Raw genomic sequence first — 15,008 nt, forward strand, 5'->3', positions numbered from 1 at the left:
GCAGCGCGGCGGCGGTGACGGTGCCGAGATGGACGCGCTCTGTTCAGGCCTTCAGGTGGGCCAGTACCGAGCGCATGGCGCGGTGTACGGCTTCGCGCGACTCCTCCGTCCTGTCCAGGGTCTCGAAGCTGTGGCGGCCGTGCGGCACGTCGACGACCCGGACGTCCGCCCCGCAGTTCCTGGACGCGGTCAGGAACTGCTCGACCGTGGCCGCGATCCCGGGCATCTCGCGTCCGACCCGAGTGACCACGACAGGCAGGGCGCCCGCGCTCGCAACCGCCTCCGCCGGGCGGAAGCGGCCGTCGACCGGTCCCTGGCCCGGGAGCGGTGCCAGGACCGGATAGCTGGCCGCGAGGCAGCGCAGCCACGTCGGAGGGCAGCTCAGCCAGTCCGCCGCGATCAGTCCGCCGCCGGAGAAGAACCACAGGGCGACCCGGTCCGCGTCCACCCGTGGATCGGCCCTGACCAGGTCCACCGCGGCGGCCACGTCCGCGGCGGCGCGCTTGTAGTCGGCCATGTCGTGCAGGCGGTGATCGAGGGTCACGCCCACCACGCCCTGCCCTGCCGCGTACCTGGCGTACCCCACCAGCGTCGGCCAGTCCCGCGGGGTCGGCCTGGCTTCGGCGGGCACCGGTCCGCCGTGCACGAACACCACGGCCGGGCGGGGTCCATCGGCGTCGGGCAGGTACAGGTCGACGTTCGCGGTCCGCTCGCGGGGGACCTCGGGGACGTCCAGCAGGAACGGCCGCAGGTGCGCGGGCGGTTCAGCGGATCCCGGTGCCACCAGCCGGTGTCCTTCACCTGCGGCGGCCCGCAGCAGTACTCGGGCCAGCTCGGTGGGGAGGGACAGCATCGGCCAGTGGCCGGTGGGGAGTTCGAAGAAGGTCACCCCGGGGTCGGTCAGTGCCCGGAGAGCAGGGTCACCGAAGCCCACCAGCATCTGGACCATCTCGATGCTCGCGCCGTTCCCGTTGCACAGCACCCCGGTGACGGGCAACGAGGCCACCGCGCCGGTCAGCCGCAGTGGTTGGAACAGGGTGCGCAGCGGCTGCGGCACCGCCAGGGCGGTGAGCCGGTCCAGCGCCGCGTCGGGGATGCCCGAGGTGCTGCCCCAGCGCTGCCACTCGTCACGGGCCGGGGAGGGCAGTTCCCCGTCGGCGCCGTCTGTTCCGACCGCTGCGGCCAACTCCTCGCGCAGCGACTGGTCGGGGACCGCGGCCAGGGCGGGAACGCCGTTCTGTGGCCTCCCGGAGTCCAGGTGGACGACGCGTGCGATGCGCTCAGCACGCCGGTCGGCGGCGCCCAGCGCCGGGTGGATGCCGTAGTCGTGGCCGACCAGCACGATCTCCTGGCCGCCCTGGCCGCCCTGGTCGCCCGTGGCGCCGATCGAGTCGATCACCGCGAGCACGTCCGCGATGTGGGTTCCGAGGTCGGTGCCGGCCGGTGCGACACCACGGTTGTCCCCCGGTCCGAGTCCGGTGAGGGGCACGGTGTGTACCTCGGCCCCAGCCGACGTCAGTTGCGCGGCAGTCTCCTCCCATACGTGTGGGCCGGTGAACATGCCGGACACCAGAATGAATACGGCCATGGGCCTCTCCTCGGCAGTCGTCATCGGATTTCGTCATCGCGAATCGGTACTCGGTACGGCGTTGTCGGCAGACCGGCTACGACCGCCCGTCGCCGCTCGCCGGTACGCTAGGAGCTCCCCCTGAGGGAGGTTCAAGTGTTCACGTCGCCCGACGGCCTGTGCGGCATCGGCGAACTCGCCGAGCGCGCGGGCGTCTCCGTCAAGGCCGTCCGCTTCTACTCCGATCGGGGCTTGCTGCCGGAAGCCTCCCGCAGCGCCGGCGGGCATCGCCGGTACGGCCCCGAGGCGCTGGACAGGCTGCGTCTGATCCGATCCCTGCGTGCCCTCGGTCTGCCGGTGCGCGAGGTGCACCGCGTCATCGACGAGGAGGAGGCCGGGGCGGGCAGTGTGCTGGAGGACGCCGTCGCGGGCCGGTTGCGCGAACTCGGCTCGGAACTCCGGGCCTTGCGCTGGCGGGAGGCGGGGCTACGGCTGGTACAGGAGTGCCCGCCAGGGGACCGGGCGGACCGGCTGCGCCTGATCGGTGCGGTGGCGGCCCCGCCGAGCACCGCACCGCTGGCCCGGTTCTGGCGGGCGTGGCTGCCGCCGCGGATGCCGGCCGAGGCGACGGCGGCGTTCCTGGAGGCGGCGGTCCCCGAGCCGCCCGTGGATCCGGAACCGGCCCAGGTCCTCGCCTTCGCCCGGCTGAACGCCTTCGTGACCCGCCCGTGCACCGGCGCCGAACGACCGCAGCCCGAGGCGCACAAGGGCGCGGGGGCACGCGCATCGGCTGTGCTGTACGCCGGTCTGGCTCAGGCGTACGAGCTCGCCGGCACACCAGTGCGCCGGGGCCGGGCGCCCTGCCCGGGCGAGGAGCTGGACAGCTTCGTGGACGCGTACGCGAGCTCGTACGGCAGCCGGGACACCCCTGCGTTCCGTCGGCTGCTGGTCGGGCAGCTCGCGGCCGATCCGCGCATCGACCGCTACTGGGATCTGGTCGCCGAGGTGATCACCCCGCCGGGCGGTCCGCCGGAACCGACCCCCGGGTCCGCGCACGACTGGCTGTTCGCGGCACTGGGCGCGCAGACGGCCGCGGCGGCCTGAAGTCCCCTGCCCCCGGCCGTCCGCACCTCCAAGCGGCGCGGGCCTGACCGGCGCTCGTCATCTTCACGGGGGCCTACGCGACATTCGGGAACGGCGGACTCGGCCGCTGCGCCGGGTGCGGGTTTCCGTACGGGCTCAGACGTGCAGGGTGGGCCGGTAGACGAGCTCTTGGACGCGGCCGTCGAGCGTCCGGTGCTCGATCAGCTCAAGGTCGAAATCGGCCGCACCACGGAAGATCGGATCCAGCCCGGTCCGGCCGGTGATCACGGGGAAGAGCGTCACCTGGACGCGGTCGACCAGCCCGGCGGCCATCAGCGCCCGGTTCATCGACAGGCTGCCGTGCGAGCGCAGCGGTACGTCGGACTCCCTCTTGAGCCGGGCGACGACGTCCACGGCATCGCCGTTCGCGACAGTCGCGTCCGGCCAGTCGAGGGGACCTTCCAGGGTGGTCGACACCACCGTTGCCGGAAGACTCCTCATCCGTGTGACCCACGGGTCACGCACCTCGGACTCGTCGGTGCTCGATGCGAGCATCTGCGCGAACACCCGATAGGTGTTGGCCCCGAAGATCATCCGCTGTTCATCGCCGTACAGGGCGAGGCGGTGGTCGAGCAGCTCCGGGCCTTGCTTGCCCCAGTAGCCGGTCCAGTTGCCGCCGGCGGCGCCGTAGCCGTCGAGGCTGGAAAAGACGTCGAAGGTGTAGGTGGCGGTCATCATGCCCTCCTCGCCTCTCGTCGAGCATCGCGGGTTCGACGAAACACTCGGGAGAGGGACGGAAGTTGGCCCCGATCACCACGGCCTTGCGGACCAGGTCGGGCCGCGCGATGGCGACGAGCAGCGCGACGACGCCCCCGTCGCACAGCCCACCAGATGCGCCCGTTCTCCCACGACCGTTTCCAGGAAGGCCACGGTGTCGTCGGCCATGTCCTGGTACGGGAGCGGCCTGGGACGTCAGGGGTGTGTCCGTGCGCGCGCCGCTCGGGCAGCAGTACACGGTAGGCGGCGGCCAGGTCCGCGCGCTGCGCGCACCCCACGTGTCGTTGGTGCAGAAGCCGCCGTGCAGCAGGACCGGCGGATCGCCGGTTCCCTCGGTCTCGTACCACGTCCTGACACCAGGAAGGTCAGCGTAGTCGCCCATGGTCCCAGCCCTTCCGGACTGCCGTAGTCCCTGCCCAGTCTGCGCCGGGCCCCGGACGGCCGCCACGTGGCGGGGGTGCCGGGGTGGGCACACCGTGGGGCGTATGCGGCCGTGCCGACCCGTGGTGGCGTTCAGCGGTCGGCACGGCCGCATACGCTCACATGGCGCGCAGGCCCCGGTCGGCGAAGGTGATCAGCCACTCGAAGCTCTCGTCGACGTCGGCGCTCCACTGGAAGCCGTTGCCCGCCTGCAGCGTGGCGAAGCCGTGGCAGAGGCTGCGGAGCAGGCGAAGGGCGTGGTCCACATCGGGCTCGGCGATCTCGTAGCCGCGCAGGACCGCCGTGAACGCGCCGAGGAGCCGCTCCCCCTCGGTGGCCAGGGGATCGTCCGGGCCGGACGGTTCCACGCCGATCGTCGCGGCGTACCGGCCGGTGTGCTCAAGGACGAAGGCACGGAAGGCCTGTGCCGCGGCTGCCAGGGCATCGCGTCCCGTGTACCCCCGCACCGCGCCGCCGACGGCGTCGGCGGCCTCGCCCAGGGCCAGGGCGGCGATGCGCCGGGTGAGGTCTTCCTGGCTGCTCACGTGCTTGTACAGGGACGGGGTACGCACGCCCACCCGCTCGGCCAGCATGCCCATGGTGAGGTTGGTGAGGCCCACCTCGTCGGCGAGGGCCGCACCGGCCGCGACCACGGCCGCCGGGTCCAGACCGGCCCTAGGCACGGGCGGCGTCCGATCGGAGGAAGGCGAGCACGAGCGACGCGACCTGGTCGGGGAACTGGTCGTGCGGGTAGTGCCCGGCCCCCTCGATCATCTCCAGGCGGCCGAGGCCGGACGGCAGGGCGTCGACGATCGCGGAGCCCTCCGCGTGCGGGTCGGCCCAGTCGGGGTCGAGGGTTCCCATCACGACCAGGACCGGGCAGCGGACGCTGCCGAGCTGTGCACCGGCGTCGGTCGGCGCGCTCCGGCCCATGGCCTGCAGGGCCTTCATCCGGCCCGGCTCGCGCAGCAGGGAGTCGATACGGCCGAGCCGTTCCGTCCAGTCGGCCGGCTTCGCGCCGGGGTAGGCCACGTCGAGGTACGAGCGCCAGAGCGCAACGCTACCCAGCGCGCCCGCGCCGAGCAGCCGCAGCATGCCCTGCCGGAAGCGCTTCACCCGCAGGTCACCGAGGCGGATCGACTGCTTGCGGGTGAACGGCGCCAACTCGACGACCGCGCTGATCAGAGAGGGCTCCTGTGCCGCGGCGACGGTGGCGGCACCACCCGAGATCGAGTGGCCGACGAGTACGGCCGGGCCGCCGCCCAGGTGACGGATCACGGCGAGCAGGTCACCGGCGATGGCGGTGCGGCTCCAGGCCGGCCAGTCGACGCCGGACTCGCCGCAGCCGCGCAGATCGACCGCGGCGACCCGGTGGCCTGCCGCGATCAGTTGCGGAATCATCGCACGGTATGCGGCGCGGCTGTCGCCCATGCCGTGCGCGAGAACGATGAGCGGGCCGGACCCCGCCACCTCGAATGCGATCGTGCCGCCGTCGACGGCAAGGTACTCGGTCATGAACATCTCCCAACCTGGCTAATCCTGTTAGCCATAAGCTAATGACGTTAGCCAACTCTGTCAATCGGATGGCTCCGGGGCATCGTCAGGGGGAACGGCGAAGCATCGCGTCGCGGGTCGGCCCCGCACCGGGCGTCAGGGGCAGCCCTCCTCCGGCCGTCAGGTGTCCCGGGTGCGCCGTGCGATCGCACCACCGGCGCAGGAGTGTCCTGTCGTACCCGACGGCGAGCAGTCCCGCCCCGCTCGCGGCGCGGTAGTGCTCGATGGCCTCGACGAGCGCGGCGGTGGTGGACGCGTCCAGCATCGCGGTCGCCTCGTCGCAGATCAGCCACCGGGGGCGTGGGCGAGGCAGGCGCGCCGGAGTTGGCCGTCGCTGACCTCGCGCAGGTCCAGGGTGAGGCCGAGAGGGGCGGCCAGTTCGGCGACCCGTTCGGCGGCCTCCTCCCGTCGGCCGGTGGCGCGGAGCGGTCCGGCGATCAGGTCGGCGAGCCGCAGGCGGGGGTCGGAGGAAAGCCTGGGCTGCTGGAAGACGAGCCGAAGGCGGTCCGCAGAGCGCGCGGTGCGTGGTGGCGCCGGCTGCGGACGGGCTCGCCGTCCAGCGGGAGGGTGCCGGAGCCGGGGCGGTGCGGCAGGGCCACGACCCGGCCCAGGGTGGACTTGCCGCAGCCGCTGGGACCGAGCAGGCCGACGGCCTCGCCCGGCTGGACGGTCAGGGAGACATCGCGTACGACGGGGGACCGGCGGTCGTATCCGGCGGTGATGGCCCGCAGTTCAAGCACGGATGCCCTCCGGTAGGCAGGGATGGTGACAGGCGACGGAGCCCGTCGGCGGCGGTCGGCGCGCGCAGGTGTCGGTGGCACTCGCGCAGCGGACGGCGAAATCGCAGCCCGCGGGCAGGCCGCCGAGTTCGGGTGGCATTCCGGGTGTTGGCGTGAAGCCCCGGTCGGGAAGGGCGTTCAACAGGCCCCCGCTGCAGGGGTGGCTGGGTCCGGGTGTGCCGAAGAAGGCCTTCGCGTCGGCAGGTTCGACGAGTCGTCCGGCGTACATGACGGCCACCTTGTCCGCGATGCGTTCCGCCGCCATGAGGTCGTGGGTGATCATCAGCAGGGCGCGTCCGGTGCCGTCGTGGGGGTGGGCACGCCCGTACCGGCGGGGGTGTCGACGTGCCGTCGAAGTTCGTCGACTGTGCGCTCGACCAGGTCGCGGTCGAGCCCGGACGTGGGTTCGTCGGCCGGCAGCAGGTCGCCGACGGGCTGCGAAGCCGATCGGACGCTACGGGCATCAGGTGCCGCTGAGGCGCGGCAGGTGCGAAGGAGCCCTTGCCGGCGGCGGGGCGGGCTTCCGGTTCTGTGGCCGTGCCCGCCCCGCCTCCGTATCAGCGTCGCGTGCGGACCAGCAGGTACACGAAGTACGGGGCGCCGATGACGGCCGTCATCAGGCCGGCGCCCAGCTGGGCAGGGGCGATCACCGTGCGGCCGGCGAGGTCCGCGAAGCAGACCAGCACGGCCCCGAGCAGGAGCGCGACCGGGACCACGCGTACGTGCCGTCGGCCGACGAGGGCGCGTGCCGCGTGGGGTGCCACCAGGCCGACGAAGCCGATGGTGCCGGCCGCCGCCACGGCGGTGGCACTGAGCAGGACCGCGACGACGAGGAGGCCGAAGCGTGCCCGGGTGAGGCCGAGGCCGAGGAGCCTCGGGGTGTCCTCGTCGAGGGCTACGAGGTCCAGTTCCCGGCGGCGTACGACCGCCACGACGATGCCGGCGGCGAGGACCACCGCGACCGGCAGCACGTCGGGCATGTTCCGCCCGTACGTCGAACCGGACAGCCAGGTGAGCGCCTTCGTCGTGTCGAACGGGTCGCTGAGCACGATGACGAGGCTGATCAGCGCCGCCGCGGCGGAGGACACGCCGACCCCGAGCAGGACCAGCCCGTTCTGCCGGAATCCGCCCCGCGCGGCCAGTCCGAAGACGATCGCCGCGGCCACGGCCGCCCCGCCGAACGCCGCACCCGCGACCTCCCACGAGCCGGGTGCCTGCACGGTGGTGACGAGCAGGACCGCGCCGAGACCCGCGCCCCCGGAGACACCCAGGACGCCCGGCTCCGCGAGCGGGTTCCGGGTCACGGCCTGCACCAGGGTGCCGGACAGGGCCAGCGCGGCACCGGCGAGGAGCGCGGCCGTCACCCGGGGCACCCGGGTGTCGAGGACGAACGTGACGACTCGGCCGGCCCGGCCCTGCGCCCAGTTGACGACGTCACCGAGCAGCAGTTTCGAGTCTCCGAGGAGCACCGCCGCGATCATCACACCGACGAGGACGACGGCGAGGACGACCACGGTGGTGATGAACGCCGTGCGCCCCGGGATCCGCAGCCGGTCCGGCGCGTCCGCGGAGGCGGTGTCCCGCGTCCGGAGCGCCATGACGACGAGGAACGCGCCGCCGACGACGGTCGTGACGACGCCGGTCGGTACCTCGACGGCGGTGTCGGCGGGCACGATCGCCCGCAGCAGCACGTCCGAGCCGAGGACGAGCGCGGCGCCCACGAGACCGGCGACGGGCAGGCTCACCCGTGACCGGACGAGCCCTCGGAACCGGCGGGTGAGGGGTCGTACGAGCGCGGGCGCGCAGAGGCCGACGAAGCCGATCGGGCCGGCGAGCGTGACGGCCGCCGCGGCGAGCAGGGTGGCGAGGACGACGGTGGTGATCCGGGTCCCGCGGACGGGTACGCCCAGCCCCCGGGCGGCGTCGTCGCCCAGGGCCAGGGCGTCGACGCGGCGGGCGACGAGGAGCAGTCCGACGAGGCCGACGGCGACGACCGGGGCCATCTGGACGACACCGTCGAAGCCGTTCTGGCCGATGCCTCCCTGGCCCCACCGGTAGAGGCCCTCGGTCTGCTGGGGGAAGAGGAGCAGCAGTGCTTCGGTCACCGCGTTCAGTCCCAGCGCGAGCGCACTGCCCGCGAGGACCAGCCGGACGGTGCCCTTGCCGAGCCCGGACAGTCCGAGCACGACCGCCGCGGCGGCGAGTCCGCCGACGAACGCGGCGCCGGACGAGGCCAGGAGCGGAAGGGTGGTTCCGGTCACGGCGACCACGCCGAGCGCCAGGTAGGAGCCGGCGTTCACCGCGAGGGTGTCCGGTGAGGCGAGCACGTTGCGGCTGACCGCCTGGAGGGCCGCGCCGGCCGTGCCGAGCGCCAGCCCGACGAGGACGGCGGCGACCATCCTCGGCAGCCGGGACGCGACGACGACGGAGGCGTCCCCCGCCCCGGCCTCACCGGTGAGCGCGCTCCAGACCTCCGCCGCGCCGACGTCGGCGGTGCCCTGGGTGATGTCGACGGCGGCGAGTACCGCGACGAGCAGCACGAGCGTGGCCGTCACGGCGACCGCGCCTGTCGTGGCCGCGGCGGTGCGGTCACTGCCGACCGCGGTCTTGTCGATGACGGCCACGGCGGACTACTTCTTCGTCAGGGCGTCGACGAGGGAGTCGATGTACGCCTCCATCGAGCGGGGGCCACCGAACATCCAGACGCCGTCGGGCAGCCGGTACACGTTGCCGTCCTTGACGAAGGGGAGCGACTTCCAGACGGCGTTCTTCGCGAGGGGGCCGGCGAACGCGTCACCGTCGGCGTCGTTCGCGACGTACGGGAAGTGGACGTCGCCGAGGCCGGTGAGGCCCTCGACGTCGGTGGTGGCGAGGCCGTAGCTCTCGTCGCCCTCGATGGTCCAGGCGTTCTTCAGACCGAGCCTCTCGTTGACGGCGCCGAGGAGGGAACCGCCGGTGTAGGCGCGGATGGAGACCTGGTTGGACGCGACGTAGCCGTCGGCGGAGGCGATCTCGGCGCCGCCGAGTCCGGCGCCCTCAAGGGCCTTCTTGCCCTCGGCGACACTCGCCTCGAAGTCCTTCTTCGCGGCGTCCGCCTTGTCCGTCGTGCCGGTGGCCTTCGCGATGAGGTCGAGGCTCTCCGTCATCGTGCCGATCTGGTCGGCGGCGTCGGCGGCCGTGATCTCCAGGACGGGAGCGACCTTGCGGAGCTGCTTCACCACGGCGGGCGAGAGGTCGGTGGTGGCGACGACGAGGTCGGGTGCGAGGGCGGCGACGGTGTCGATGCTCGGCTCGCCACGGGTTCCGATGTCCTTGGGGTCACCGGTGAGCGGGGCCGCGGTGTTCCACGCGGTGTATCCCTTGACGTCCGCGACACCGACGGGGGCGACGCCGAGGGTGATCAGGTCCTCGACCACGTTCCACTCGGTGGCGACGACCTTCTTCGCGGGGCCGTCGAGGGTCACCTTGGTGCCGGTGTCATCGGTGAGGGTGATCTTCTCGGCCGTCTTGCCGGACGCCGCGGAGTCCTCGGAGGAGGGCTCCGTGGTCCCGCATGCGGCCAGGGAGAGGGCGGCGACGGCGACGGCGGCCGTGGTGAGGAGGTGGCGTCTCATGAGGAGGTGCTGAGCCTTTCGGATCTGGCGTGGTGTCTGCCGATCGCGCGGGTGCGCAACCGGCCGGTCGAGGGATCGGTGCCGATGTCGATGCGGATGCCGTAGACATCCGACAGCAGCTCCGGTGTGAACACGTCTTCGGGCACACCGTCGGCGACGATGCGTCCGGCGTGGAGCAGGGCGACCCGGTCGGCGACGGCCGCCGCCTGGTCGAGGTCGTGGAGGACGACGCCGACAGCGATCTTGTGGTCGTCGGCCAGGTCGCGTATCAGGTCGAGGAGTTCGACCTGATAGCGCAGGTCGAGGTAGGTGGTCGGTTCGTCCAGGAGGAGGACGCCTGTCTCCTGGGCGAGGCAGCTCGCGAGCCAGACGCGCTGGAGCTGACCGCCGGAGAGCTGTTCGACGCCCCGCCCGGCCAGGTCGGTGACACCGGTGAGGCCGAGCGCCCGGTCCACCGCGGCGGTGCCGCGGGGGTCGGAACGGCCCCAGCGGCCCCGGTAGGGGTAGCGGCCGAAGTCGACCACGTCCCGGACGGTGAGCCCGCCCGGTGTCGACCGGGACTGTGTCAGGAGCGCGACGCGCTGCGCGAACTCGCGGGCTCCGAGGGCGAAGCCGTCGGTGGCCTCGTCCGTTCCCGCGTCGACGGTGAGCGAACCCGTACGTGCGGACTGCAGCCGGGCGAGGGTCCGCAGCAGCGTCGACTTGCCGCTGCCGTTGGGGCCCACGAGGACGGTCACCTCGGCGGGCCGCAGGGCGATCGCCGCCTCGTGTACGACGTCGACCCGGCCGTACGACACGCTCACCCCGGCGGCGGACAGTCCGTGACCACGCGTACGTGGCACACCGGTAGCCACCGGGGCATCCAAGGCACCGGAAGTGCTCTCACCAGCTCTCATGTCGATTAGGCTAGCCTAACCTTAGGCCGCCTGTGAACGGCCCCTGGCGTCGGGTGTACGGCTGGGCGGCGAGCGAGGGTTCGGCTTGACACCCGTCCCGCCCGGCCGAACTCGACGGGTGCGGCGAGAAGACTCAGCCCTTGTACACAGGGGCGGCACAACAGCCCACGCTCCAGGCGAACTTGAGCCGCACGCACCCACCCGGTACCCATCACCACCGGAGTGGGCGACCCGCCCGCACCGGCAGCCGGGCACCCTCGCGACCACCCCACCCCACCCCGGAAACGGTCCACAATCTCCGGCTCCGGCTCCGGCCGCCGACTACTTCTCCGTCACCGCGCCGTTCCGTCAGGCAGAAGCGTGCGTTCGGGGAAAGAGACCTGCCGACAAGGTGCGCTGGCGCATGCCCCCTGGCCGGACGTCGCGGGCCAGTTGGCCAACTCGCCTCCCGGTCGACGGGGCGAGGAGCGCGGTGCCCTGCCGGGCGGGGAGGTGCACTTCAGGACCGGCCCCGCCGACGCGCTCACCACACTGCTGCTCACCGAGGGCGATCCGCCCTCGGCATCCGTCGCCGGCCTGGATCTCCGCCCCCTGGGCGATGATCCGTCGGACAGGCCGTAGTCGCCGGTCGCCAACCGCCGGCCCGGTCGCCGTTCGCTTCAGCAGAACGCGGCGAGGTCCGGCCACCAGTTGGAGTGTTCCGTGACCGTGGCGCGTAGGGCAGGGCTGCGGAGCCCACCGATCGCCGTCACCGTCGCCACCACAGCAGTCCCCCTCCGTCAGTGGAGCGGGAGCATTCCCGTGGAAAGCGCGTACGCATCACTCCGAGGCGCATCAAGTCCCACGAGTACGACGGCAGTCGAGCGCACTCCTGCTTCCGCGTTCAGGCCTCGCCGAGGTCGGTGCAGTACGTGATCGTCGCATCGTCCGCCCTCACCGCGTGGCGCGCCTCCGCCTGCCGCACTCGCCGGATGATGTGGGCGGGTCCGCCCGTCGCCAGGACGGCCATGACCTCCGGCCAGTCGGCGAGCCGGAACCGGTCCACGATGCGGGCGGCTCCGTTGCTGAGCAGGACGGCAGCGGTCAGTTCGGAGATCGGGCAGCTTCCGGTGATCGCCTCGTCCGCCGCCCGCGGATCGTCCTTGGCCACCCAGAAGCCGCCCGGCCGGTTCCGGTTGGCACGAAGGTCCCGGAGCACCCGGTGGTACTCGTCGCCCTCTTCCGCGGCGGCTTCGAGCGCCGGACGGTAGGAATTGCCGATGATCACCTCCCGGGGATCCGAGACGACGAGCGGCGCGGCGTCCGTTCTGTCGAGTACGAGGACCGAGTCGCCCAGCACCAGGTACTCGACGAGGCCGCCGGACAGGCGCAGCACGGCGACGGTCGCCGACGGGCTGATGGAGTCGGTGACGCCGCAGGTGTCCCGGTGTTCGTCCGTGGTCCGCTCGATGGCTTCGGCGAGCAATGCGGAAAGACTGCGGTCCGGAGCGAGGGAAAAGAGGGTGAGGAGGCTGCCTCCGAGTCGGTGGGCGTACCAGGCCACGCCGTGGCGGCAGATCGACTCGGTGCCGGGAATGCCTGCTCCGTCGACCAGTACCGCTGCCGTCGGTACGGCGCCGGTGAAGTCCTCGTTCGTACGGCCGGTCCGTGCCGCAGCACTGGTCATCGTCACCCGCATGCCCTGACTCCGTCCTCCGGCCGTCCGAGGCGTCAACCCTAACGATCGCCGACACGCTGGGGACGGTTCACGCATCTGCCCGAACCCGCCAGGTGTCCGTGGCCGGCGACCGGACAGGCGGCGCAGGCGGCGCAGGCGGCGCAGGCGGCGCAGGCGGCGCAGGCGGCGCAGGCGGCGCAGGCGGCGCAGGCGGCGCAGGCGGCGCAGGCGGGGCAGGCGGGGCAGGCGGGGCATCAGTGACACCTCAGGGCGTGGGTGCCGGCGATGCGGCTTCCCACGCGAACCCGTCCGGGTCGGCGAACGCACCGGCATCTCCTCCGATCACGAGCCGGTGCGATCCGGTGCCGTCGGGAGAGACACCGACGTCCTTGGCGAGGGCGCGGCGCCGGTACAGCGCGAGCTTGACCGGACTCGTCCCTGCCTCGAACTCGACGTACACGCGACCGAAGCTCTTCGCCACGGCAAGGCCCTGGCCCAGGTAGTAGCGCTTGCTCGCGATCACGTCCGCGGCTCCCAGCAGGAGCACGATCTCGTCGATCTTTCGGGTGGCGGGCCCGGCGTCCTTCTTCGCCGAGGTCGCGACCTTCCAGATCGTCCCGTCAGGGGCCTGTACGACACCGCCGTAGCCCCAGAACGACTTCGTGACGGGCTTCAGCGGGGTGGCGCCGGCTTCGAGCGCGGCATCGACAAGGCTGTTGACGTCGGCAGGCTGGGAGACCGTGAGTGCCATCGTGAAGCCTCGGAAGCCGGTTGAGGGTGCTCCTGAGGCCCGGAGGCGGATCTGGGTGTCCAGCCCGAAGGCGGTGGCGTAGAAGTGCTTGGCGGCCGTGGGGTCGGCCACGTCGAGGGTGACTGCTTCGATTGATGTCATGGTCATCACGCTAGTTGCGGCTCGGTGGCCGGTGCTTCTTGATTCCTGATCGGTCCGGTCACCTGTTTCGCCACGCACGACGGCAAGCCCGCGGTGGCCCGGGCAGCCTCTCGCCGGTAGGTGCTGGGCGGCATACCGACCAGCTCCGTGAAGCGCGTACTGAAGGTGCCCAGCGACGAGCAGCCGACCTCGAAGCAGACCTCGGTGACGCCGAGGTCGCCACGGCGCAGCAGCGTCATCGCCCGCTCGATACGCCGTGTCATCAGATAGCCGTACGGCGACTCGCCGTACGCCTGCCGGAACTCACGGCTGAGGTGCCCGGCCGACATGTGCTCGCCCCGGGCCAGCGCCTCGACGTCCAGCGGCTGCGCGTACTCCCGGTCGATCCGGTCACGGATCCGGCGCAGCCGCACGAGGTCGCTCAGGCGTTTGGCCTCGGTGCGTGCGCGCGCCCACGAGGGGTGGCACACGGGAGGAGTCCTCTTCTTCGATGTCCGCGAGCACCTGAAGCGCGGGCCGGGTGGGCGGGGTCGGGCTCCATGACGACGACCTGCTTGCCGAGGTCGACGAGTTGGTCGAAACGCCCCGTGGGGGCGGTCAACGTACGCCCCCCCCACGAGCACTGCGCCACCGCCGGGAATGACCGGACGGCTCAGCGGAGCTCCTGGATCCGGACCAGGTTGCCCGCGGGATCACGGAAGGCGCAGTCGCGGATGCCGTACGGCTGCTCGGTCGGCTCCTGGACCACCTCGGCGTCGCCGGCCTGCACCTTCTCGAACGTGCCGTCGAGGTCCGGGGTGGCCAACAGGATCCAGCCGTAGGTGCCCTTGGCCATCATCTCGGCGATGGTACGGCGCTCGTCCTCGGTGATTCCGGGGTCCGCCGCGGGCGGGGCCAGGAGGATCGACGTGCCGGGCACCCCTGGGGGGCCGACCGTGATCCAGCGCATCTTGCCCTGTCCGACGTCACTGCGGACCTCGAAGCCGAGGACGTCGCGGTAGAAGGCCACGGACGCGTCCGGGTCGTCATGCGGGAGGAAGCTCGCGTGAATGGTGATGTCCATGACGATCATGCTAGGTGCGGTTCCGTGACCCGCGCTTCTTGATTCCTGACCGATTCAGCCGCCCATGGGACCCGCGAGCACTTCGATCGGACCAGCCTCGTCGACCCGCGACCACGAACGACTCATCCAGCATCCCGAATCCAGCACTCCGGGTCGCCGACCCTCTTCGCCACCCGCAGACCCCGGATCCACGGAGCCGCACCACCAGCCGTGCGCACGTCCCGCACCGGCGCGACGAGGGTGCGAACCGGCCGTACCGGCCCTTACCGGAGACAGCACGGGGGCCGTGTTCACCCCTGTCCGGGCACCCATACCTCTCCCCCGAACCCGGCCGACCGTGAACGCCGATCGCCGCACGGGCAGCGCCCCGGAACGACCGCGGCAGCCAGTGGCATTCGCAAAGTGGCCACCCTTTCGCCTACAACCGCACTCACGCACACAGGGAAGATTCCCACCCCAACCATGACGTTCCCACTGCCCAGATGTCAGGTGGGGAACTTTCTTTTGTCCAGCGCATTGACGGCGCCCGTGGGCCGATTTACCTTCATCGCGTTGTTCTTCATATGTCATATATGAGACGCGATACGAGATCTGAGAGCCGCCATGCCGACAAGCCCGCCCCCTGTCCTTTCCCGCACGCGGTGCGTGCCTGAGGCGCTCAACATCGGTGTTTCCGCAGGACAACAGCCCACGGGCAGGAAATCGG

General features: G+C 71.9%; 13 protein-coding genes and 3 pseudogenes. 2 read left to right on the top strand and 14 right to left on the bottom strand.

The genetic code is table 11. The features are described from left to right. Positions 1-43: 43 nt before the first annotated feature. Positions 44-1,588, bottom strand: coding sequence for an alpha/beta fold hydrolase (locus tag OG524_RS00535; RefSeq protein ID WP_405808510.1), 1,545 nt, complete (start codon positions 1,586-1,588; stop codon positions 44-46). A 135-nt stretch (positions 1,589-1,723) separates the two neighbouring features. Between OG524_RS00535 and OG524_RS00540 the strand changes: the two genes are divergently transcribed. Continuing rightward, on the top strand, positions 1,724-2,671 hold the full coding sequence (locus tag OG524_RS00540) for a MerR family transcriptional regulator (RefSeq protein WP_405392978.1): 948 nt from the start codon (positions 1,724-1,726) through the stop codon (positions 2,669-2,671). A gap of 135 nt (positions 2,672-2,806) precedes the next feature. On the opposite strand, the gene OG524_RS00545 is transcribed toward OG524_RS00540, so the two are convergent. From OG524_RS00545 to OG524_RS00585, 9 genes and pseudogenes are all read right to left on the bottom strand, one after another. After that, positions 2,807-3,385: a dihydrofolate reductase family protein gene (locus OG524_RS00545; protein ID WP_405808513.1), complete on the bottom strand. Its 579-nt coding sequence runs from the start codon at positions 3,383-3,385 to the stop codon at positions 2,807-2,809. Positions 3,386-3,404: 19 nt separating this feature from the next. Further along, a pseudogene (locus tag OG524_RS00550) lies at positions 3,405-3,809 on the bottom strand (alpha/beta fold hydrolase); the annotation flags it as partial. Between the two features lie 157 nt (positions 3,810-3,966). Beyond that, positions 3,967-4,500 (bottom strand): TetR/AcrR family transcriptional regulator, encoded by a 534-nt coding sequence (locus OG524_RS00555; protein ID WP_405812409.1) that lies wholly within the window; start codon positions 4,498-4,500, stop codon positions 3,967-3,969. Between the two features lie 22 nt (positions 4,501-4,522). Continuing rightward, positions 4,523-5,362, bottom strand: coding sequence for an alpha/beta fold hydrolase (locus OG524_RS00560; protein ID WP_405808515.1), 840 nt, complete (start codon positions 5,360-5,362; stop codon positions 4,523-4,525). Between the two features lie 85 nt (positions 5,363-5,447). Beyond that, positions 5,448-6,141 (bottom strand): annotated as a pseudogene (locus OG524_RS00565) (ABC transporter ATP-binding protein). Then, a pseudogene (locus OG524_RS00570) lies at positions 6,134-6,618 on the bottom strand (oligopeptide/dipeptide ABC transporter ATP-binding protein); the annotation flags it as partial. The pseudogenes OG524_RS00565 and OG524_RS00570, both read right to left, overlap by 8 nt. A 119-nt stretch (positions 6,619-6,737) precedes the next feature. Then, positions 6,738-8,804: an iron ABC transporter permease gene (locus tag OG524_RS00575; protein ID WP_405808517.1), complete on the bottom strand. Its 2,067-nt coding sequence runs from the start codon at positions 8,802-8,804 to the stop codon at positions 6,738-6,740. A gap of 6 nt (positions 8,805-8,810) precedes the next feature. Beyond that, a complete protein-coding gene (locus OG524_RS00580; protein WP_405392975.1) occupies positions 8,811-9,794 on the bottom strand; it encodes an ABC transporter substrate-binding protein in 984 nt (327 codons plus the stop codon). Next, entirely contained in the window at positions 9,791-10,690 is a 900-nt protein-coding gene (locus OG524_RS00585; protein ID WP_405392974.1) for an ABC transporter ATP-binding protein, read from the bottom strand. The genes OG524_RS00580 and OG524_RS00585 overlap by 4 nt, the downstream gene beginning before the upstream one ends. Positions 10,691-11,050: 360 nt before the next feature. Between OG524_RS00585 and OG524_RS00590 the strand changes: the two genes are divergently transcribed. After that, positions 11,051-11,311, top strand: coding sequence for a hypothetical protein (locus OG524_RS00590; protein ID WP_405392973.1), 261 nt, complete (start codon positions 11,051-11,053; stop codon positions 11,309-11,311). 262 nt (positions 11,312-11,573) lie between these two features. Here OG524_RS00590 and OG524_RS00595 read toward each other — a convergent pair whose 3' ends face one another. From OG524_RS00595 to OG524_RS00610, 4 genes are all read right to left on the bottom strand, one after another. Further along, a complete protein-coding gene (locus OG524_RS00595; protein WP_405392972.1) occupies positions 11,574-12,368 on the bottom strand; it encodes an integrase in 795 nt (264 codons plus the stop codon). Between the two features lie 244 nt (positions 12,369-12,612). Then, positions 12,613-13,239, bottom strand: coding sequence for a glyoxalase (locus OG524_RS00600; RefSeq protein ID WP_405392971.1), 627 nt, complete (start codon positions 13,237-13,239; stop codon positions 12,613-12,615). A 5-nt stretch (positions 13,240-13,244) separates the two neighbouring features. After that, entirely contained in the window at positions 13,245-13,709 is a 465-nt protein-coding gene (locus tag OG524_RS00605) for a helix-turn-helix transcriptional regulator (protein WP_405392970.1), read from the bottom strand. A 182-nt stretch (positions 13,710-13,891) separates the two neighbouring features. Beyond that, positions 13,892-14,302: a VOC family protein gene (locus tag OG524_RS00610; protein ID WP_405392969.1), complete on the bottom strand. Its 411-nt coding sequence runs from the start codon at positions 14,300-14,302 to the stop codon at positions 13,892-13,894. Positions 14,303-15,008: the final 706 nt, after the last annotated feature.

The organism is Streptomyces sp. NBC_01520, assembly GCF_045040375.1.
GTDB lineage: Bacteria > Actinomycetota > Actinomycetes > Streptomycetales > Streptomycetaceae > Streptomyces.

Bases quoted from the DNA above. Each gene is read 5' to 3' on its own strand.
- OG524_RS00560 (WP_405808515.1), bottom strand. From the start codon at position 5,362: ATGACCGAGTACCTTGCCGTCGACGGCGGCACGATCGCATTCGAGGTG.
- OG524_RS00595 (WP_405392972.1), bottom strand. From the start codon at position 12,368: ATGCGGGTGACGATGACCAGTGCTGCGGCACGGACCGGCCGTACGAAC.
- OG524_RS00600 (WP_405392971.1), bottom strand. From the start codon at position 13,239: ATGACATCAATCGAAGCAGTCACCCTCGACGTGGCCGACCCCACGGCC.
- OG524_RS00585 (WP_405392974.1), bottom strand. From the start codon at position 10,690: ATGAGAGCTGGTGAGAGCACTTCCGGTGCCTTGGATGCCCCGGTGGCT.
- OG524_RS00535 (WP_405808510.1), bottom strand. From the start codon at position 1,588: ATGGCCGTATTCATTCTGGTGTCCGGCATGTTCACCGGCCCACACGTA.
- OG524_RS00545 (WP_405808513.1), bottom strand. From the start codon at position 3,385: ATGACCGCCACCTACACCTTCGACGTCTTTTCCAGCCTCGACGGCTAC.
- OG524_RS00610 (WP_405392969.1), bottom strand. From the start codon at position 14,302: ATGGACATCACCATTCACGCGAGCTTCCTCCCGCATGACGACCCGGAC.
- OG524_RS00580 (WP_405392975.1), bottom strand. From the start codon at position 9,794: ATGAGACGCCACCTCCTCACCACGGCCGCCGTCGCCGTCGCCGCCCTC.